Genomic DNA, 18,361 nt, shown 5'->3' with positions numbered 1-18,361 from the left:
CCCGTGCAATGAATGCGCATGCCACGCGCGACGCAAGCCGGTGTGCAGGCACGCGGCATCCAGGCAAGCGGCATCCACGCAAGCGGGCAAGAAAAACGCCATCCGTGGATGGCGTTATGCCCGGTTGCGGCGCGACGGTCATCCCGCCGCGTACGGCGCAGGGATCAGCTTTCGACTTCCATCTGGCTTTGCAGGTAGTTCTGCAAGCCCACCTGGTCGATCAGGCCGATCTGCGTTTCCAGGTAATCGATGTGTTCCTCGGTGTCGTCCAGGATGTCCTGGAACAGATCGCGCGAAACGTAGTCGCGCACCGACTCGCAGTAGGCGATGGCGTCCTTGACCGTGGCCTGCGCCGCGGTTTCCAGCTTCAAGTCACAGGCCAGCAATTCCGGAACGTCCTCGCCGATCAGCAGCTTGTGCAGGTCTTGCAGATTGGGCAGGCCGTCGAGCATGAAGATGCGTTCGATCAGGCGATCGGCATGCTTCATTTCGCCGATCGACTCTTCGTACTCGTGCTTGCCCAACTTGTTCAGGCCCCAGTGGCGCAGCATGCGGGCATGCAGGAAATACTGATTGATCGCCGTCAACTCGTTGGTCAACTGCTTGTTGAGAAACTGTATGACGGTTTTATCGCCTTTCATGATGAACTCCTTGCTTCGATTTCCGGGAGACTACCATCGGCGCCGCGTCACGGATACCCCTTTGCCTGCACGTAGTAAATCGCTTTGCGACCGCTATCGGAAAACTGAAGCAAGAAGAAAATGAGAATGAATCTGGATCATGAGCGCTGGCGCCAACCCCTGAAATCAGCGGGAAAGTCCCTTATTCATGGGCTCGCGCGTCGCCAGCCAGATACCGGCGGCGATCGGCAGGATACCCACCAGGTCCATCGCCGCAACGTGTTCGCCCAGTGTCAACCAACCGAATAACAGCCCGAGTGGCGGCATCAGGAAATGCAGCGCGCTGGCCGCGGTCGCGGTCGAACGTCGGAGAATATGGAACCAGAGTCCATAACCGCCGACCGAGACGGCGAGAACCATATAGGCAAGGCTCCAGAACAGATTCGCCGTCCACGCGATCGGTTGGCCGCCCTCGCGCAGCAGCGCGAAGGGCAACAATGCCAACGCGCCCGCCAGCGCCTGCACACCCGTCGACAGCCACAGTCCGCTGGCCGGCGGATGACGCTTGTACAACAGCGTGGCCGCGACCAGCGCCACCAGGCCGCCGGCCACCAGCCACACGCCATGGGGATCCTCGTGCATGCCGCCCAGGCGCGAGCGCAGCACCAGCGCCACGCCGGCCAGGCCCAGCAGCAAGCCGGCCAGCTTGCGTCCGGTCAAGCGCTCGCCCAGCACCGGGCCGGCAAGCACGCCGATCAGCAGCGGGTTGGTGCTGATCAACACCGCCGTGAATGCGGACGACACGGTAAGCATGCCCATCCAGCTCAAGCCCAGGTACAGCGCATTGTTCAGGATGCCCAGCAGCGCGAGCAGGCCCAGTTCGCGCCAGCCCGGCAAGCGCAGGCTCCCTTTCCAGGCCGCCAGCGCCAGCAGCGCGACGGCGGCGAGGAAAAAGCGGATGGTCAGCAAGGTCAAGGGCGGACAGTCGCGCAGGCCGAATTTGGCGCCGGCGAACGCCGAGCTCCACAACAGGCAGAACAGCGCCACGGGTCCCCAGGCCATGCGGGCGCCGGCCGCGGCTTGTCGCGGCGGGGCCTGCTCCGATGCGTGCGAATAAACGAGCGGCACCGACGGGCCGGCCGGGGTTTTCATGCGTTCCTCCACAATGCGCCGGCCGGACGGGCCGGCGCGGGGCGAGACTGATCCATGGCGGACCAAGGCGTCCATTGTGCGAGCCCGGCCTTTCATTGACAAATTCCTTATTTCCATCGACAGTATTTGAAAAATCGATGGACTCCCGACATGCCCGATCTCGACCTGCTGCGCAGTTTCACCTCCGTTGTCGATGCCGGAGGCTTCACCCGAGCCGGAGAGCGCGTCCACCGCACCCAGTCGACGGTCAGCCAGCAAATACGCAAGCTGGAAGACCGCCTTGGCTGCGTACTCTTCACGCGTGAAGGCAGGCAAATCCGCCTCACCGCCGAGGGTGAGCGCTTACTGGGTTACGCCCGGCGCATGTTGGCGCTGTCGGCCGAAATGCAGGATGCGGTGGGCGGAGGCGCCCCCGCGCAGGTGGTGCGGCTGGGCCTGCCGGACGACTTCGCGGTCGAATCACTGACGCGGGCATTGGCCGCTTTCGCGCGCACCCGTCCCGATGTGCGCCTGAGCGTGCGCTGCGACCTCAGCGCCAACCTGGGGCAGGCGCTGCAGCAGGGAGACCTCGATGTGGTCCTTCTCAAGCGCGAGCCGGATAGCGGCCCCTGCATGGCTGCATGGCGGGAACGACTGCTGTGGGTGACCGGCGCGGCGGCGCCCGAGCCCTGCCTGGCGCCGCTGTCGCTCGTCAGCCGGCCGCAGGGCTGCCTGTATCGAAACCGGGCCATCCACGCGCTGGAACGGGATGGCCGGCGCTGGCGCATTGCCTACGAAAGCCAGAACCTCATGGGGATCCGCGCCGCGCTGGCGGGCGGGTTGGGCGTCGCGCTGGTCGACGCGCTGACGCTCAGCCCGGACATGCGGATACTCGACGCCGGCCTTCCGGAAATCGCCGAGTGCGAGATGGCGCTCATACTGGAGCCGTCCGCGGGCGACGCGGCGCGCGAACTGGCGGAATTGATGCGGGGATTGTGCGATGCCGATCGTCGCGGCCAGCCGCGCGGCGCGGGCAGCGATTACGCGGCGGCGACGACCGGAATGGGGAAGGAATTGGCGGCCTGACCGCCTTGTTCGGCCAGCGGCACCGTGTCGGACAAGCCGCGCGCGCGGGTGGGAACCGCGACCGATTGCACCTGGCATACGCTGGAGCAGCGCCCGCCCGGCAGGTATTCCGCCGCGGTGGCCGCGCACGAGCCGCAGCACGAGGCCACGCCCAGCTCGAATTCCAGGTCATCCAGCGTCGTCGCGCCCGCATCCACACAGGAACGGACCTGACGCTCGGTGATCGCATTACATACGCAAATGTACATGAGAATAATTATTGATGCTTATTCTCGATCATGCAAGCGGCAAAAACGGGGACGTTCGGAGAATAAACGGGGGCGGCTTGCACCCTGGCCGCGGTGTGCGCATTCCGCCACACCGCCGCACCATCACACCGCCCGCCGCGCCCTAGCCCAGCGCGGCCTGGGCCTTGCGCACCGCCGCCGGTGCGATGCGCAGGGCTTCGCGGTACTTGGCCACGGTACGGCGCGCAATGACGATGCCTTCTTCAGCCAGTTTCTGCATGAGCTGGTTGTCCGACAGCGGCTTGGCCCGGTTCTCCTCGGATACCATCCGGCGGATATGGGCCTGGACCGCGGTGGCGGACGCCGAGTCGCCTGTCTCCGTCGCGACGCCGGCGCCGAAGAAATGCTTGAGCTCCAGCGTGCCGAAGGGCGTCAGCATGAATTTCTGCGTCGTCGCCCGCGAAATGGTCGATTCGTGCAGGCCCAATTCGCCGGCGATGTCCTTCAGTATCAAGGGGCGCATCGCGGACGGCCCCTGGCTGAAGAAGGCCGCCTGGTGGTTCACGATGGCCTGGGATACGCGCAGGATGGTGTCGAAGCGCTGTTCGACGTTGCGTATCATCCAGCGCGCCTGTTGCAACTGGGCGTGCAGGCCGGCATGGTTCGATTCGCGCTGGTTGCCCAGCATCTGGGCATACAGGCCGTTGATCCGCAGGCGCGGCATGGCGGCGCTGTTCAGCACCACATGCCAGCCCTTGCGCGTCTTGCGGACGATGACGTCGGGCACGGCGTAATCCGCCGCCCCCACCGTCCATGCCCGGCCCGGCCGCGGGTCGAGCTTGAGGATGAGCGCGCGCGCGGCGCGCAGCGTTGCGTCGTCGCAATGCAGGGCTTCGCGCAGGCGCGCCGGATTGCCGGCCGCCAGCAGCGGCAGATGGTGGGCGCAGATTTCCCGGGCACAGGCCAGCACGGCCGGGCCGGCGGCCTCCGGCAGGCGGGTGATGTCGGGATGACGCAGTTGCAGCGCCAGGCATTCCGCCATATCGCGGGCGCCGATGCCGGGCGGGTCGAAAGACTGCAAAAGCCGCTGCGCGGCGCGCAATTCATCGAGATCGGCTTCGGCCTCCGGCGGCAGCCATTGCAGGATTTCCTCCAGCGGGGAACCGAGATAGCCGTTCTCGTCGAGTTCGTCGATCAACAATGCCGTCAAGGCGACATCGCGCGCGCTGGCTCGCGTCAAGGCCAGCTGGCCGAGCAGGTGCTCGCGCAGCGTGTCCGGCCGTGCCGCCTCGGGCAGGTCGCTGTCCTCGTCGTTGTACACGCCCTTCGAGCCGGGCATTTCGTCCAGCGGCGTCTCGCGGTCGGGCGCGGGATCATCGTCCTGGGCCGAGGCCTCGCGATTGGGATCGGTCTCGTCCGGCCGCAGGTCCTCATCCCGCTCCAGCAAGGGGTTCTCCGCCAGGGCCTGGGAAATCTCGGCTTCCAGGTCGAGCGTCGACAATTGCAGCATCCGGATGGACTGCTGCAGTTGCGGTGTCAGCGTCAAATGCTGACCGGGGCGAAGTTCGAGGCTGTGCCGCGTCATAAAAATGTTTCTAGGCGATGCCGTGCGATAAATAGGTGCGGACTCATAGGTACAATATTTTGCATGAATCCGACCTCGCCCGATCGCATCCGTCAGGACTGCCGTCTGATCCGTCAGACCTTGCTCAGACTGGCTTCCCCCCGCCTGGTGCTCCGGGCCATCGTCATCATAGTGGCAGCCGCCATCTGGCTCTATGGGGCCGGCCAGATCACCGACTTCGGCAAGACCATCAATTATGGGGCCCTGCAGCCGCTGGGGCAGCAAAGCATAGACTTGTTGAACCGGATCAACCCCTATTTGTGGTGGGGCGTGGCGGCGATCTGGCTGCTGATCGTCTTTTTCGTCGTGCGCGGCTGGCTGCGGGGCAATATCTACGCCGGCCGTGCCCGCGTGGTGCCGGCCGACACTTTCGCCGACCTGGTGCCGCAGCTTTCCGACGAGACCGTCGACGTGGTGCGCTGGTGCTGGGGCGGCCGGGAAGAACCCTTTACCGTTGGCGATCTGCAACGCGTCCTCAGCGAGACGCGCAGCGGGCGTATCGAGAAGATTGCCATGGTGCGCGAACAGGAGGCCCTGCTGGGGCTGCCGCCCTTGCCCGGCGCCGGCCCGACGCCGCAACGCGCGGATGTGCCGGTCCTGGGGGACCGGGCGCCCCGCACGGGCGCGCGCGACTACCGCGCCGCCGAGCGCCAGGATCCTGTGCTGGACGACCGCCTGCCGCGCGACCGCCAGGTCGAACCCCGCATCGGACCGGCGAAATAGGCGGCACGGCGTCCAGCAAGACGCTGACGACGGCGGGGAAATCGTCTGCCGCCTTGCCGGCAGTTGATGCCGACGCGCCCGAAAATACTGCCGACGGAGCGAACGCTCACGCGGTGGCTGCGCGACATCGCGCCAAAGCCCCGGCGCATCGCGCCGGGGCTTTTTCCATGCCGCGACAGTATGGCTTACGCCTACGCGCCAGCATCCATCCAGGGAAACGCCGCGAGATCGAGGCTTAAACAGCGATCGAGCCGCCGTCCACGTGGAGTTCCACGCCTGCGATGTAGCTGCTTTCGCTGGAAGCGAGGAACAGCACGGCGCGCCCGATCTCCTCCGGCACGCCCAAACGCTCAAGCGGGATGGCCTGCCTCAGCATGTCTTCGAAGCCAGGATGCGCTTCCAGATAGCCACGCATCAGGCGCGTTTCCGTGCCGCCCGGCGCGACGACGTTCACGCGGATGCCGCGATCTTTCAGATCCGCCGTCCAGGTGCGCGCGAAGGAGCGCACCGCCGCCTTGCTGGCGTTGTATAGCGACTGGCCGGCAAAGCCTTTACTGCCGGCAACCGAGCCGTTGAGGATGACCGTGCTGCCCGCCGCCATCAGCGGCAGCGCCTTTTGTACAGTGAACAGCAGCCCGCGCACGTTCAGGCCGAAAAGGAGGTCGAAGCTTTCCTCGGTAATCGTGCCCAGCGGGCGGGGCTCGATCTCGCCAATGCCGGCGTTGGCGAAAACCACATCGAGCTTGCCGTGGTCGTGCTCGATGCGTGCATAGAGCCGGTCGAGGTCGGCGAGATTCGACGCATCTCCCTGCACGCCAACGGCACCGCCGCCGATCTCCCGCACGGCCTCGTCCAGCCGATCCTGCCTGCGGCCGGTGACATAAACCTGCGCGCCTTCGGCGGCGAACAGCTTGGCGGTCGCTAGGCCGATGCCCTCGCTGCCGCCGGTGATCGCCACAACCTTGCCTTCAAATCGCTTTGCCATACGTGCCCTCTTAAAAGTGGAGAATTGCTCCACTTAGTATATGGAGCAATACTCCGCTTATCAAGCAAAGACGAAAATGAAAAACAAATCTCCTGTCGCCGACGAAGCGCCCGAGGCACCCGAAGCCCCCGAAGCCCCCTTACGCGCCGACGCCGCGCGTAACCGCCAGCGCATCCTCGCGGCGGCGAACGAAGTGTTCCTGGAACGCGGCGCGGATGCCTCCCTCGACGAGATCGCAAAGCGCGCCAAGGTGGGCATCGGGACGCTCTACCGCCGCTTCCCCACGCGCGATGCGCTGCTCGCCGCGATAAGCGATGAGCGCCTCCTGGCGCTCGCCGAGGCAAGCCGTGCGCGAGACGACACGCTGGAACCGGACGTTTCCTTGCGCCTCTTCATCGAAGAACTCGCCGCGCACGCCAGCCACTATCGTGGCCTGGCCGTATTGCTGGGGGCGGTGCTGCAGTCCGGCACGCCCGGCTGCCTCGCGGGGACCGAAGAAGGGCGCCGATTGCTCCAGCGTGCGCAGGATGCGGGCTCCGTGCGCAAAGACGTGTCCCCCGAGGATCTGCTATGCGTAGTCATGGCGATCTCCCTCGCCGCCGAGCAAGGCGACGCGTCGAAATCGCGCATCGCGCACTTGGCCGGTTTGTTCCTCGACGGCGTCGGGGCACGCTGAGCGATCAGGCGGACTTGCGCCCGGCCTGATTTTATGTTTGACTAACGGCTTACCTCATTGATCAGCCATGGCCTACACGCGCACTTCCTTCGCGATGACTACCGGACGCAACAGCGCCCCGGCGGTCGGCCTGCGCGCTGATTCCTCCCTGACCACCAGCCTTGCGGCTGTGTCGGCCCCCCAGTCCGCCCGCGGCAATCTACTGGCCGTGCGCGCGCTATCGCTAGCGCTAAACCTATCGATCGGTTGCCGGGCCTAGCGTCCCGTGGCAGTTCGGCAGCCCCACGCGCCACCACGTCTTCTCCTCGTCTTTTTTCGTCTTTAGTATTCGCCGGTTGATACCGGCGCCGCCGTCCAGGAAGCTCATGCAGGCCGCCCCATGCCGTGGCCCGAGCACCGATCCGGCAGCGCCGCGAACCGCGACCACCCGCAAAGGTGCCCTGACCATGATGCTCGCCAACCCCGCCACCAAGTACGTACCCTTCGTCCCGTTCGCCAAGGATTTCTCCGAACGCACCTGGCCCAGCCGCCGTATCACGCAGCCGCCGATCTGGATGAGTACCGACCTGCGCGACGGCAACCAGTCCCTGATCGAGCCGATGAGCGTGGAGCGCAAGGTGCGTTTCTTCGAACAGCTGGTGAAGATCGGCTTCAAGGAAATCGAGGTCGGCTTCCCATCGGCGTCGCAGACCGACTTCGATTTCGTGCGCAAGCTGATCGACGAAAAGCGCATCCCGCGGGACGTCACCATCATCGTGCTGACGCAGTCCCGCGAGGACCTGATCACGCGCACCGCCGAAGCGGCCGCCGGCGCCCATCGCGCCATCATCCACCTGTACAACGCCGTTGCGCCGGCCTTCCGTAAAGTCGTGTTCAACATGACGCGCGAACAGATCAAGGGCATCGCGACCACCGGCACCGCCCTGGTCAAGCAGGCGATGGCGAAGTACCCGCAGACGCAATGGGGCTACGAGTACTCGCCGGAAGTCTTCAGCACCACCGAGCCGGAATTCGCGCTGGAGGTGTCCAACGCCGTCGCCGACATCTGGCAGCCGACGCCGGACAACAAGATGATCCTCAACCTGCCGGCCACCATCGAAGCGACTTCGCCCAACCTGTACGCCGACCAGATCGAGTGGATGCACAAGAACCTCGCTCGCCGCGACAGCATCGTGCTGAGCGTGCACCCGCACAATGACCGCGGCACCGCCGTGGCGGCCGCCGAGTTCGCCGTCATGGCCGGCGCCGACCGCATCGAAGGCTGCCTGTTCGGCAGCGGCGAACGCACCGGCAACGTGGACCTGGTGACCCTGGCATTGAACCTCTACACGCAGGGCGTGCACCCCGGCCTGGACTTCTCGGACATCGACGAAGTGCGCCGTTGCGCCGAGTACTGCAACCAGTTGCCCGTGCACCCGCGCCATCCCTATGCCGGCGACCTGGTCTTCACCGCGTTCTCCGGCTCGCACCAGGACGCCATCAAGAAGGGCTTCGCGCAACAGCAGGCCGACGCCGTCTGGGAAGTGCCCTACCTGCCCATCGACCCGGCCGATCTCGGCCGCAGCTATGACGCGGTCATCCGCGTGAACAGCCAGTCGGGCAAGGGCGGCGTGTCCTACCTGCTCGAACAGGAACACGGCCTGGCCCTGCCGCGCCGCCTGCAAATCGAATTCAGCCGCGCCATCCAGCGTGTCACGGATGAAACGGGCAGCGAAGTCACCGCCGATGCCGTCTACGGCATCTTCAAGCAGGAGTACCTGGAACTGCACACCCCCTGGAAGCTGATCCGCCACCGCATCGTGGGCGATCCCGCCGCGGGCGAAGGCCGTGATTTCCGGGTCGAGGCAGACGTCGAGGTGAACGGCGAGCGCCGCACCATCGTCGGCGAGGGCAATGGCGCGATCTCCGCGTTCGTGGCCGCGCTGGGCCTGCCGGTCAAGGTCATGGACTACCACGAGCACGCCATAGGCGCGGGCGCCGATACGCGCGCCGCCAGCTACGTGGAAGTGCGCGTGGGCGATGCGCCGACGGGTTTCGGCGTCGGCATCGACCGCGATATCGTCACCGCGTCCTTCCACGCGCTGCTCAGCGCGGTGAACCGCCACATGGCCGCCAATCCGGGCCAGGTCGAGGTTCCGGCCGACGAGGCCGTATCGGCCTGACACGGATTTCCCGAAGTCCTTTTCCTGGCACGGCCTCCTCGACCGGGGCCGTGCCGGGCTCTCGTCCCCCGCGCGGATCGATCCCGCGCGGCCGGGATGGCGCAGGGGCCGCTGCCGCTTTATCCGCGGCCGCGGCCCCTTTGCATGGCCCGCGCTGCCGGGCGGCAGGTTCAGCGTATGCCGGCGCGCAGGAAGGATTGCACGAACTGCCGCTGGAACAGCAGGAAGGCGACCAGCAGCGGCGCCGCCGAGAGCAGGGTGGCGGCGGTGATGACCGACCAGTCTATGCCCTGGTCGGTTGACGAGAAAACCTGCAAGCCCACGGTCAACGGGCGCGCCTCGACCGAGTTGGTGATGATCAAGGGCCACAGGAAGTTGTTCCAGTGGTAGCTGACCGACACCAGGCCATAGGCGATATAGGTCGGCTTGCCGAGCGGCACGTAGACCTTGAGCAAGACCTGCAAGGCGCTGGCGCCCTCCACCCGCGCGGCTTCCTCCAGTTCGCGCGGAATGGTCTTGAAGGTCTGGCGCAGCAGGAAAATGCCGAAGGCCGACGCGAAATAAGGCAAGGCGATGGCGAACACCGTATCGCGCACGCCCAGCCAGCTCATGGTGCGATAGTTCTCCACGATGAGGACATCGGGCATCACCATCAATTGCAGCAGCACCAGCAGGAAAAGCCATTCGCGGCCCCGGAATTCCAGGCGCGCGAAGGCATAGCCGGCCATGGTCGACAGGATCAGCTGCGCGACCAGCACCATGGTCACCAGCATGAAGGTGTTTAGGTAATAGCGAGGGAATGGCGCGGCTTCCCAGGCCCGGACGAAGTTGTCCAGCGTCCAGGGCGCGAGCAGGTCGAACCGCGTCGCGTAGGCCGGCGGATGCACGGCCGCCCACACCGCATACAGCAGGGGCAGGATCCAGATGATGCCCAGCAGCCAGGCCCCTAGGGTATCGAGCCAGGCGCCGGGTTGCCGAGGGGCGCGGGCGAGGGCTTTCACACCGGCGTTCATTGATAGTGCGTCCTCTTGTCCAGCCAGCGGAACTTGATCGCGGCGATGACGCCCAGCACCACCAGCAACACCACGGTCAGCGTCGCGGCATACGCCGTGTCCCAGAAGCTGAAGCCGACCTGGTAGATGTAGAACAGCAGCAGCGTGCTGGCGTTGTCCGGGCCGCCATGCGTCATCACCACCACATGGTCGATCAGGCGGAAGGCGTTGATCAGGGCGTTGATCAGGACGAACAGCGTGGTCGGCATGAGCAGCGGCCACAACACGCGGCGGAAATACTGCCAGCGCGAGGCGCCTTCCAGCATCGCCGCCTCGCGCAGGGACGGCGACACGCCTTGCAGCGCCGCCAGGTAGAAGATCATGAAGAAGCCGGCTTCCTTCCACACCGATACGATCATCAGCGCGGGCAGCGCCGTTTCGCGGTTGCCCAGCCAGTTCGGACCGGACCAGCCGAACAGTTGCAGGGCTTGCGCCAGCAGGCCGTATTGCGGCGTGTAGAAAAACAGCCAGATGTTGGCCACGGCCACCATGGGCAGGACAGTAGGCGTGAAATACGACATGCGCAGGAAACCGCGCCCGGCCAACCCGCGGTTGACCCACAGGGCCATGAGCAGGGCGATGCCGACCGCCACCGGCACCGTGCCCAATGCGAACCACAGGTTGTTCACCAGCGCGCGCCAGAACACGGGGTCCTGCAACATGACCTGGTAGTTTTCCAGGCCGACGAACACCGCCGGCCGGCGACCCTTGGGCGTGGAAAAGAAGCTGTGCCAAAGCGTCGCCAGCGCGGGGTAGTGCGTGAACGCGACGAGCAGGACCATGGCCGGCAGCAACAGCAGCCAGGCATAGACCGTGTTCAAGGTCCTGTTCATCGTCCGTGGACTCCCGTGATCGCCGGCCCGCGGGCTTACTTGTAGGAACGCAGGATGCGGTCCGCTTCTCGCTGGGCGTCGGTCAGCGCCTGCTGCGGCGTCTTGGCGCCGGTCAGGGCCGCCTGCAAGGCGTCGTTCAGCACCTTGGTCACGCGCTGGTTCTCATGCGTGGAGAACTCCGCCACGCTGACGTCCAACTGGTCGCGCGCCACCGCCGCGGCGGGCACCTCCTGCGCGTACTTCTTCATCTTGTCGGTCTGCCAGGCGGCGGGCGTGACGGCCACGTAGCCGGTGGCGATGCTCCAGTCGGCCGCGCGTTCCGGCGACGTGGCCCAGCGCGCGAACTTCAGCGCGGCTTCCTGCTGCGCGGGCGTGGCGCTCTTGAAGATGTAGAAGTTGCCGCCGCCGGTGGGGCTGCCGCCGCGCTTCTGCTTGGGCATCATCGCCACGCCGAAGGGGAAGCTGGCGTTGGCGCGGATGTTGGTCAGGTTGCCGGTGGTCGTCCAGATGATGGCGGCCTTCTTCTCCAGGAAGTCCTTGGGCGTCGTGCCCCAGTCGATGGTGCCGGTGGGCATGACGCCGTGCTTGGCGGCCAGGTCGCGCCAGAACTGCGCGGCCTCGACCACGGCGGGCTTGTCCAGCATCACCTGGTTGCCGGCTTCGTTCATCAGGATGGCGTCATTGGGCGTGGTCAGCGCCTGGAACAGCCAATAGGCGAAGCTGCCGCCCGAGGGGATTTCCAGCCCCCATTGCGTCACATTGCCGGCCGCGTCCTTCTTGGTCAGCTTCTTGGAAAAGTCGACCAGTTCCTGCCAGTTGGCCGGCGGGTGTTCCGGGTCCAGGCCGGCCTCCTTGAACATCGCCTTGTTGTAGTACATGACGATGGTGGAGCGCTGGAAGGGCACGCCCCAGACATGGCCGCCGGTGCGGCTGTTCTGCATGAACGCATCGTAGAAACCGCCCAGCCACTTCTTGCCGGCGTCGTCCTTGGCCAGGCCGTCGATGGGAACGATGGCGTCTTCGTCGATGAGCGTGAACATGTCGGTCGACAACAGCACGGCCAGCTGCGGCGGGTTGCCGCCCTTGAGCGCGGTCAGCGCCTTGGCGATGGAGTCCTGGTACGAGCCGGCATATACCGGCTTGATCTTGATGCCGGCGTTTTCCTTTTCGAAATCCGACACCATGGTGTCGATGATCTTGGTAATGGGACCGCCCACGGCGACCGGGTAGTAGAACTCCACCTCGACCGGCTTGTTCTGGGCGTGGGCAGGCAGGGACAGGAAGGCGCCGGCGATCATGGCGGCCAGGCTTTTCAATACGGTGCGTCGCATGATGGAAGGATCTCGCTAGTAGACGACAATCGGAAACACGGCAATCGGGACAAGAATCGGAACAACGGACGGAGCACGACGGGACTGCGGAGGCGGAAAGGGCGCGGTTTTCAAGCCGCCGCCAGCGCCATGGCGCCGGCGTCGAAAAAGTGGTGATGCCGCGCATCCCATTGCAGATGCAGGACATCGCCCGGCGCGGCGCGCAGATGGCCGGTGACCCGCACCGCGATGCCGCCGCTGGTGCCTATGCCGCAGGTCACGATGGAATCGGCGCCGAAGTATTCGACACCCTCCACGACGGCGGCGTGGCCCTGCCCGGCCAGGCGTATGTGCTCGGGACGCACGCCCAGCTTGCGCGCGCCGGCGGGCGCGTCGGCCACCGCCGGACCGCCGGTGCCGGCGGGCACCAGGGCGCCCGCCACGCTGTCCAGCGTGACCAGGTTCATCGGCGGCGTGCCGATGAAGCGCGCGGCGAATTCGGTGGCGGGACGCGCGTACAGGCGATCCGGCGTGTCGCACTGCTCGATGACGCCATTGCGCAGCAGCACCACCTGGTCGGCCATGCTCATGGCCTCGGTCTGGTCATGCGTGACGTACACCATGGTGATGTTCAGCTGCTGTTGCAGGGCGCGGATTTCACGGCGCATCTCATGGCGCAACTGTGCGTCCAGATTGGAAAGAGGCTCGTCCATCAGGCAGACCGGGGCTTCGGAAATGACCGCGCGTCCGAGGGCCACGCGCTGCTGCTGGCCGCCCGACAGCTGGGACGGCTTGCGATCCAGCAAATGGCCCAGGCCCAGCAGGCCGGCGACGCGGTCCAGCCGGCGGGCGTAGTCGGCGGCCGGCTCCTTGCGAACCTTGAGCCCGAACAGGATGTTCTCGCGCACCGACAGGTGCGGAAACAAGGCATACGACTGGAAAACCATCGCCACGCGGCGCTTGGCCGGCGGCAGGTCGGTGACATCGCGGCCGCCGATGTGGATGCGGCCGGAAGTGGGCGTGTCCAGTCCGGCGATCATGCGCAGCGTGGTGGACTTGCCGCAGCCCGACGGGCCCAGCAGGACAGTGAAGCTGCCCGCCGGCACGGTAAAGGCCACATTGCTGATGGCCGCCGCGTCGGCGTACTGCTTGGTCAGGTTGTCCAGAACTATCGCGGCCATGTCCCCTCGCTCTGGTTATTTTCCATGGCTATTGTGCGGGCAAATGAAATCCTTTTCATTTTGCGGTGCGAACATGACGAAATCATGGCATCGCCCTTGCGGCGTCGCTTGTCGGGTCACTCGTCGATCAAGGCGCCGCCTTCATGGAAAGGATAGGGTCCGGCATAGTCGCCGATGACGGCCACATGACTGACGAGCGCGCCGTTACGCCATTCGTGCAGCTGGAAGCCGGGCGGCTCCATGACGAAGGCCGACGGGCCGTCGGGCCGCAGGTCCAGGGCGATCTGGTGCGCGGGACTGGGGCAGGTGGACGCGATGGTGCCGGCGTAGCGGCGAAAAATGGTGCGGTGCAAATGGCCGCACAGGATGCGTTCGACGTTGCGGTGGCGGCTGACGACGTCGGCCAGTCCTTCGCCGCCCTCCAGCAGGCCGATGGCGTCCATGTGGCCGATGCCGGTCTCGAACGGAGGGTGGTGCATGACGATCACGGTGGGGCGCTCCGGCTGCTCGCCCAGCCGGTCCGCCAGCCAGGCCAGGCGCCGCTCGCAGAGCGACCCGTGGCTCTGGCGCGGCACCACCGTGTCCAGCGCCAGCACGCGTACGGGAAAATCCTCCACCGCGTATTGCATGAAGCCGTCGGTATCGGCGCCGGCGAGATAGGGATGATCGTCAAACACTTCCCGCAACATGTCGCGGTCGTCATGGTTGCCTGGCAGCAGCACATAGGGCATGCGCAGGGCGTCCAGCATCTTCTTCAGGTGGGCGTACTCGGCGGGCCTGCCGAAATCGGTCAGGTCGCCGCTGACCACCACCAGGTCGGGCGCGGGATCCAGGCGGTTCAAGGCCTGTACGGCGGGGGGCAGGTAGGCGTCGGTCTCGACGACGCGATAGGCCTTCTGGCCGGGCAGGCGGATGTGCAGGTCGGTAATCTGGGCGATCAGCATGGGAATCCTGGTGGATGCGGTGCGACGGGGTGCGAACAGGGGTGCAATGGAGTTCAACTACGGGCGGACGCCGCGGGAAAAGAAAACGAATGCCGTTCCGACAAGGGCGGACATCAGGCAGGCAGGGGGCGGGTCAGGCGCAAGGACACCGAATCGCCCACGCGGTGAGGACTGTCGGCGGACAGGACGACCGGAAACGCCTGGCCGTCTTCCAGCTCCAGTTGCAGGCGCAAGGTGGCGCCGAGGAAAAAGCGCGACGTGATGCGGGCATGCGCCGCCGCCGGCAGCGCGGGCAGCAACTCGATCTCATGCGGACGAAAGGCCACGATTTCGCCGCCGTCCGTCACCACGCCATGCTCCAGGCGCGCGCGCACCCTGCACAGGGTGCCCAGGAATTCGCCGACGAACGGCGTGGCGGGCTGCCGGTACAGCGTTTCGGCGTCGCCCACCTGCTCCAGGCGGCCGGCGGACATGACGGCGATGCGGTCGCCCAGCATCATGGCCTCGTCCTGGTCGTGCGTGACGATGACGGTGGTGATGTGCAGCGAGCGCAGCATTTGCGCCAGCTCCACCCGCAGGTGCTCGCGCAGCTTGGCGTCCAGCGCCGTAAGCGGTTCGTCCAGCAGCAGCACGCGCGGTTCGATGGCCAGGGCGCGCGCCAGCGCCACGCGCTGGCGCTGGCCGCCGGACAATTGCGCGATGCGGCGATCGGCCAGGGCCTCCATGCGCACCAGGCTCAGCATATGGCGCACGCGCTCTTGCTGCTCGGGCTTGCGCCATTTGCGGATGCGCAGGCCATAGGCCACGTTCTGCGCCACGGTCATGTTGGGAAAGAGGGCGTAGTTCTGGAACACCACGCCCACGCCGCGCGCTTCCGGCGGCTGTCCGCTGACGTCTTCGTCATCGAAGTAGATGCGCGATCCGGCATCCGCGCCCTCCAGCCCGCAGATCAAGCGCAGCAGCGTGGTCTTGCCGCAGCCGGACGGCCCCAGCAAGGCGAGGGTGCGGCCGCCTTCGATGCGCAGGTCCACGGGATGCAAGGCGCGGCTGCCGTCGGGCCAGGTCTTGGCGCAGTGCTCCAGCGTGATGGTGACGGGGTGCTTCATGGGGAATCCTTCGGGGAAGCCCGGCGTTCGCCGGTGGCGCGCGCGGCGAGCCATTGCAGGCCCAGCAGCAGCGGCATCAGCATGAGCAGGAAGACCAGGGTGTAGGCCGACGCCACCTCCAGCCGCATCGACGCATAGCTGTCGGCCAGGCCTACGGGCAAGGTCTGCGTCAACGGGGTGTGCAGCAGCCAGGTCAGGTTGAACTCGCCGACCGACAGCGTGAGCACGGTCAAGGCGCCGGTGAGTATGCCGGGGGCGGCATTGGGCACGACGATATGCAGAAAGCGATGCAGACGCGCGGCGCCCAGCGTGGCGGCGGCCTCGTCCAGGGCCGCCAACCCGCCCATGGCCATGCTCGCCGCCGCCGACCGCACCATGAAAGGCAATGTGAAAAGCACGTGCCCGATGACGATGAACATCACGCTGCCGCGCAGGCCGCCGGCCGTGCCCCAGGACACGATCAGCGCCAGCGCCGTCGCCAGGCCGGGCACGGCCACCGGCAGCGTCAGCAATTCCTCGAACGCGCGCGCCACGCGGCCGCGCTTGAGCGTCAGCGCCCAGGCGGCCGGCACGCCGGCCAGCAGGCAGACCGCCAGCGTCATGGCCGCGACCAGCAACGACCGCCAGATGGTGGACGCATACAGGTCCCAGACCTGCGCCACCCAACGCAGCGTCAGGCCACTGGACAGGCCGACGAAATAGTTGCTGGTGAGACCCGCCAGCACCGACAGGACCACGGGGCCGATCAGGAACGCCGCCACCGCCAGGGTGGCGGCCAGGCCGAGGCGGAACGCCAGTTTGTCGCCGGGCAGCGCTGCCCGCGCCGCGGGTCTAGAAGAGGGAGAAGAAGATGGAGCCATCATGCCCCCGCGCCGGCGCGCGCGCCGCCCAGGGAATGCGCCGCGTAGAGGACGGCCCACGTCACCAGGCCCAGCACCACCGACAACGCGGCGGCCACGGGGATATTGGCGTAATTGGTGAACTCGTTGTAGATGGTCACCGGCAACACATCGATCTGCGTTCCCAGCGTGAAGACCGTGCCGAACGCTCCCATGCTGGTGGCGAAGCACATGGCCCCGGCCGCCATCAGCGCCGGCGCCAAGGCCGGCAATTCGATATCGACGAACCGCCGCGGCGCGCTGGCGCCCAGTGTGCGGGCCGCTTCCAGCAAGCCCTGGTCCAACTGCTGCGCGGCGGCCGTCACCATGCCTATGGTGCGCGGCAAGGAGAAATACAGGTAGCCCACGAACAGGCCCGCCATGCCGTAGGCGAACACCCACGGCGTGCCGGTCAGGGCGCGCGTGATGCTGGCCAGCAAGCCCTGGCGGCCCGCCACCAGGATGACCAGGAAGCCCACGACCACGCCCGGGAACGCCAGGGGAAACATCAGCAATCCCACCAGCAGGCCGCGTCCGAAGAAGCGCGGATGATGCGCGAGAAAGCGACCGACCGGCAAGGCGATCGCCAGCGTGGCCAACGTTGCCGCCAGCGACAACAGCGCCGTGTTCAACATGCTGCGCCAGTACTGCGCGTGCGTCAGCACGACCCAGTACGCCGACGCCCCGTCCCGGCCGTCCAGGCCCATCAGCGCCAGACGCGCCATGGGCAGCAGCCAGAAAGCCACGAAGAGCGCCGCGGCCGGCGCCGCGAATCCGATCCAGCCGCGACCGCTCATGTCAGTTCACTTCCTTGGCGTACTGCTCGGAAAACGCGCGCTGCACGTCGGCCATCTTGCCGTAGTCGACCGCGGTGGCCCGGGCATATTCCGACGCCGGCAGGAATTTCTTCTGCGCTTCGGGCGACACCGCATTCGCGCGGACGGGGCGCAGGAAGGCATTGGCCCAGATGGCCTGGCCTTCGTCGGACAGCGTGAAGTCCAGCACTTTCTTGCCGTTGGCTTCATGCGGCGCATTGGCCACCAGGCTCATCACATAGGGCACGGCGATGGTGCCTTCGGCGGGAATGACGAAGGCGACGTTGGCGCCGTCCTTGTACTTGGCGCGATAGGCGTTGAAGTCATAGTCGATGAGGATGGGAATCTCGCCCGACAGCACGCGCGCGTAGGCGGTCTGCTTGGGCACGATGGGTTCGTTCGCCCGCATCTTCTTGAACCAGTCCAGGGCCGGGCCGAAGTCGTCCAGCGTGCCGCCCAGGGCCTGGTTGATGGCAACGGCGCCGACATAGCCGACGAAGGCGGAAGCGGGGTCCAGATACCCCACCATGCCGCGGTACTCCGGCTTGAGCAGGTCCTTCCAGGACTTGGGCACCGGCTTGCCGTGCAGGGCGTCGACATTGACCATCAGGCCCAGCGTGCCCGAGTGGATGGCGAACCACTTGCCGCTCGGGTCCTTCATGCCGGCGGGGATCTCGTCCCAATGGGCCGGCTTGTACGCCTGGATCAGCGCGTCCTTGTCGGCCTGTATGCCGAAGGTCACGCCGTAGTAGACGACGTCGGCCACCGGCTTGGCGCGCTCGGCCGCCATCGACGCCAGGGCCTGGCCCGAGTTCTTGTTGTCGCCCGGCACCTGGATGCCGGTCTTTTCCTTGATGGCCTTGAGCTCGGTGGCCCAGTCGGCCCATTCGGGCGGGCAGTTGTAGCAGACGGCGGCCTGCTGGGCCTGCGCGGCGCCGGCCAGGCCCAGCGCCAGGAGGGCGCCGCGCAGCACATGGGTAAGGGAGCGGAACATGGAAGGTTTCCTCT

The 18,361-nt window shown here is 66.4% G+C and carries 18 protein-coding genes; 4 read left to right on the top strand and 14 right to left on the bottom strand.

Annotated features, from left to right (window positions below; genetic code table 11):
* Window positions 1–164: 164 nt before the first annotated feature.
* Together bfr and C7R54_RS11435 are read right to left on the bottom strand one after the other, a co-directional pair.
* Complete coding sequence (gene bfr / locus C7R54_RS11440; protein WP_129150578.1) at window positions 165–641, bottom strand: bacterioferritin; 477 nt, start codon at window positions 639–641, stop codon at window positions 165–167.
* 165 nt (window positions 642–806) lie between these two features.
* On the bottom strand, window positions 807–1,682 hold the full coding sequence (locus tag C7R54_RS11435) for a DMT family transporter (RefSeq protein ID WP_129151027.1): 876 nt from the start codon (window positions 1,680–1,682) through the stop codon (window positions 807–809).
* A 240-nt stretch (window positions 1,683–1,922) separates the two neighbouring features.
* Here C7R54_RS11435 and C7R54_RS11430 point away from each other — a divergent pair, with 240 nt between their 5' ends.
* Window positions 1,923–2,837: a LysR substrate-binding domain-containing protein gene (locus C7R54_RS11430; protein WP_129150577.1), complete on the top strand. Its 915-nt coding sequence runs from the start codon at window positions 1,923–1,925 to the stop codon at window positions 2,835–2,837.
* On the opposite strand, the gene C7R54_RS11425 is transcribed toward C7R54_RS11430, so the two are convergent.
* Window positions 2,792–3,085: a (2Fe-2S)-binding protein gene (locus C7R54_RS11425; RefSeq protein WP_129150576.1), complete on the bottom strand. Its 294-nt coding sequence runs from the start codon at window positions 3,083–3,085 to the stop codon at window positions 2,792–2,794. The genes C7R54_RS11430 and C7R54_RS11425 overlap by 46 nt on opposite strands.
* A gap of 142 nt (window positions 3,086–3,227) precedes the next feature.
* On the bottom strand, window positions 3,228–4,649 hold the full coding sequence (gene rpoN, locus C7R54_RS11420; RefSeq protein ID WP_129150575.1) for an RNA polymerase factor sigma-54: 1,422 nt from the start codon (window positions 4,647–4,649) through the stop codon (window positions 3,228–3,230).
* A 63-nt stretch (window positions 4,650–4,712) separates the two neighbouring features.
* On the opposite strand from rpoN, the gene C7R54_RS11415 reads away from it, so the two are divergent.
* Window positions 4,713–5,411, top strand: a complete 699-nt coding sequence (locus C7R54_RS11415) for a hypothetical protein (RefSeq protein ID WP_129150574.1) — start codon at window positions 4,713–4,715, stop codon at window positions 5,409–5,411.
* A 235-nt stretch (window positions 5,412–5,646) separates the two neighbouring features.
* Here C7R54_RS11415 and C7R54_RS11410 read toward each other — a convergent pair whose 3' ends face one another.
* The gene (locus C7R54_RS11410; RefSeq protein ID WP_129150573.1) at window positions 5,647–6,396 is read right to left on the bottom strand and encodes an SDR family NAD(P)-dependent oxidoreductase; all 750 of its coding nucleotides are present in this window, start codon (window positions 6,394–6,396) and stop codon (window positions 5,647–5,649) included.
* 76 nt (window positions 6,397–6,472) lie between these two features.
* Between C7R54_RS11410 and C7R54_RS11405 the strand changes: the two genes are divergently transcribed.
* On the top strand, window positions 6,473–7,072 hold the full coding sequence (locus tag C7R54_RS11405) for a TetR/AcrR family transcriptional regulator (protein ID WP_129150572.1): 600 nt from the start codon (window positions 6,473–6,475) through the stop codon (window positions 7,070–7,072).
* A 446-nt stretch (window positions 7,073–7,518) separates the two neighbouring features.
* Window positions 7,519–9,234, top strand: a complete 1,716-nt coding sequence (gene leuA, locus C7R54_RS11400; protein ID WP_129150571.1) for a 2-isopropylmalate synthase — start codon at window positions 7,519–7,521, stop codon at window positions 9,232–9,234.
* Window positions 9,235–9,404: 170 nt separating this feature from the next.
* Here leuA and C7R54_RS11395 read toward each other — a convergent pair whose 3' ends face one another.
* The 9 genes from C7R54_RS11395 to C7R54_RS11355 all read right to left on the bottom strand — a co-directional run bounded on the left by C7R54_RS11395 (window position 9,405) and on the right by C7R54_RS11355 (window position 18,347).
* Complete coding sequence (locus C7R54_RS11395; protein WP_129150570.1) at window positions 9,405–10,247, bottom strand: carbohydrate ABC transporter permease; 843 nt, start codon at window positions 10,245–10,247, stop codon at window positions 9,405–9,407.
* Window positions 10,244–11,119 carry a carbohydrate ABC transporter permease gene (locus C7R54_RS11390; RefSeq protein WP_129150569.1) on the bottom strand — a complete coding sequence of 292 codons (876 nt, stop codon included), beginning with the start codon at window positions 11,117–11,119 and terminating at the stop codon, window positions 10,244–10,246. Before C7R54_RS11390 ends, C7R54_RS11395 begins: the two co-directional genes overlap by 4 nt.
* Before the next feature lie 35 nt (window positions 11,120–11,154).
* Complete coding sequence (locus C7R54_RS11385) at window positions 11,155–12,450, bottom strand: ABC transporter substrate-binding protein (RefSeq protein ID WP_129150568.1); 1,296 nt, start codon at window positions 12,448–12,450, stop codon at window positions 11,155–11,157.
* 110 nt (window positions 12,451–12,560) lie between these two features.
* Window positions 12,561–13,610 carry an ABC transporter ATP-binding protein gene (locus C7R54_RS11380; protein WP_129150567.1) on the bottom strand — a complete coding sequence of 350 codons (1,050 nt, stop codon included), beginning with the start codon at window positions 13,608–13,610 and terminating at the stop codon, window positions 12,561–12,563.
* Window positions 13,611–13,726: 116 nt separating this feature from the next.
* Entirely contained in the window at window positions 13,727–14,554 is an 828-nt protein-coding gene (locus tag C7R54_RS11375; RefSeq protein ID WP_129150566.1) for a phosphodiesterase, read from the bottom strand.
* 113 nt (window positions 14,555–14,667) lie between these two features.
* Window positions 14,668–15,660, bottom strand: coding sequence for an ABC transporter ATP-binding protein (locus C7R54_RS11370; RefSeq protein WP_129150565.1), 993 nt, complete (start codon window positions 15,658–15,660; stop codon window positions 14,668–14,670).
* Complete coding sequence (locus tag C7R54_RS11365; RefSeq protein WP_129151026.1) at window positions 15,657–16,520, bottom strand: ABC transporter permease; 864 nt, start codon at window positions 16,518–16,520, stop codon at window positions 15,657–15,659. The genes C7R54_RS11370 and C7R54_RS11365 overlap by 4 nt, the downstream gene beginning before the upstream one ends.
* A complete protein-coding gene (locus tag C7R54_RS11360) occupies window positions 16,520–17,335 on the bottom strand; it encodes an ABC transporter permease subunit (protein WP_129150564.1) in 816 nt (271 codons plus the stop codon). Before C7R54_RS11360 ends, C7R54_RS11365 begins: the two co-directional genes overlap by 1 nt.
* 1 nt (window position 17,336) lies before the next feature.
* A complete protein-coding gene (locus C7R54_RS11355) occupies window positions 17,337–18,347 on the bottom strand; it encodes an ABC transporter substrate-binding protein (RefSeq protein WP_129150563.1) in 1,011 nt (336 codons plus the stop codon).
* Window positions 18,348–18,361 lie beyond the last annotated feature (14 nt).

The sequence above is a fragment of the Achromobacter aloeverae genome (genome assembly GCF_004121055.1).
GTDB classification, from domain to species: Bacteria; Pseudomonadota; Gammaproteobacteria; order Burkholderiales; family Burkholderiaceae_B; genus Bordetella_C; species Bordetella_C aloeverae.
This window is presented reverse-complemented; position numbering and strand designations above follow the sequence as displayed.

Bases quoted from the DNA above. Each gene is read 5' to 3' on its own strand.
- C7R54_RS11395 (WP_129150570.1), bottom strand. From the start codon at position 10,247: ATGAACGCCGGTGTGAAAGCCCTCGCCCGCGCCCCTCGGCAACCCGGC.
- C7R54_RS11355 (WP_129150563.1), bottom strand. From the start codon at position 18,347: ATGTTCCGCTCCCTTACCCATGTGCTGCGCGGCGCCCTCCTGGCGCTG.
- C7R54_RS11415 (WP_129150574.1), top strand. From the start codon at position 4,713: ATGAATCCGACCTCGCCCGATCGCATCCGTCAGGACTGCCGTCTGATC.
- leuA (WP_129150571.1), top strand. From the start codon at position 7,519: ATGATGCTCGCCAACCCCGCCACCAAGTACGTACCCTTCGTCCCGTTC.
- C7R54_RS11365 (WP_129151026.1), bottom strand. From the start codon at position 16,520: ATGGCTCCATCTTCTTCTCCCTCTTCTAGACCCGCGGCGCGGGCAGCG.
- C7R54_RS11390 (WP_129150569.1), bottom strand. From the start codon at position 11,119: ATGAACAGGACCTTGAACACGGTCTATGCCTGGCTGCTGTTGCTGCCG.
- C7R54_RS11370 (WP_129150565.1), bottom strand. From the start codon at position 15,660: ATGAAGCACCCCGTCACCATCACGCTGGAGCACTGCGCCAAGACCTGG.
- C7R54_RS11380 (WP_129150567.1), bottom strand. From the start codon at position 13,610: ATGGCCGCGATAGTTCTGGACAACCTGACCAAGCAGTACGCCGACGCG.
- C7R54_RS11430 (WP_129150577.1), top strand. From the start codon at position 1,923: ATGCCCGATCTCGACCTGCTGCGCAGTTTCACCTCCGTTGTCGATGCC.
- C7R54_RS11375 (WP_129150566.1), bottom strand. From the start codon at position 14,554: ATGCTGATCGCCCAGATTACCGACCTGCACATCCGCCTGCCCGGCCAG.
- C7R54_RS11360 (WP_129150564.1), bottom strand. From the start codon at position 17,335: ATGAGCGGTCGCGGCTGGATCGGATTCGCGGCGCCGGCCGCGGCGCTC.
- C7R54_RS11385 (WP_129150568.1), bottom strand. From the start codon at position 12,450: ATGCGACGCACCGTATTGAAAAGCCTGGCCGCCATGATCGCCGGCGCC.
- C7R54_RS11405 (WP_129150572.1), top strand. From the start codon at position 6,473: ATGAAAAACAAATCTCCTGTCGCCGACGAAGCGCCCGAGGCACCCGAA.
- bfr (WP_129150578.1), bottom strand. From the start codon at position 641: ATGAAAGGCGATAAAACCGTCATACAGTTTCTCAACAAGCAGTTGACC.
- rpoN (WP_129150575.1), bottom strand. From the start codon at position 4,649: ATGACGCGGCACAGCCTCGAACTTCGCCCCGGTCAGCATTTGACGCTG.
- C7R54_RS11425 (WP_129150576.1), bottom strand. From the start codon at position 3,085: ATGTACATTTGCGTATGTAATGCGATCACCGAGCGTCAGGTCCGTTCC.
- C7R54_RS11410 (WP_129150573.1), bottom strand. From the start codon at position 6,396: ATGGCAAAGCGATTTGAAGGCAAGGTTGTGGCGATCACCGGCGGCAGC.
- C7R54_RS11435 (WP_129151027.1), bottom strand. From the start codon at position 1,682: ATGGCCTGGGGACCCGTGGCGCTGTTCTGCCTGTTGTGGAGCTCGGCG.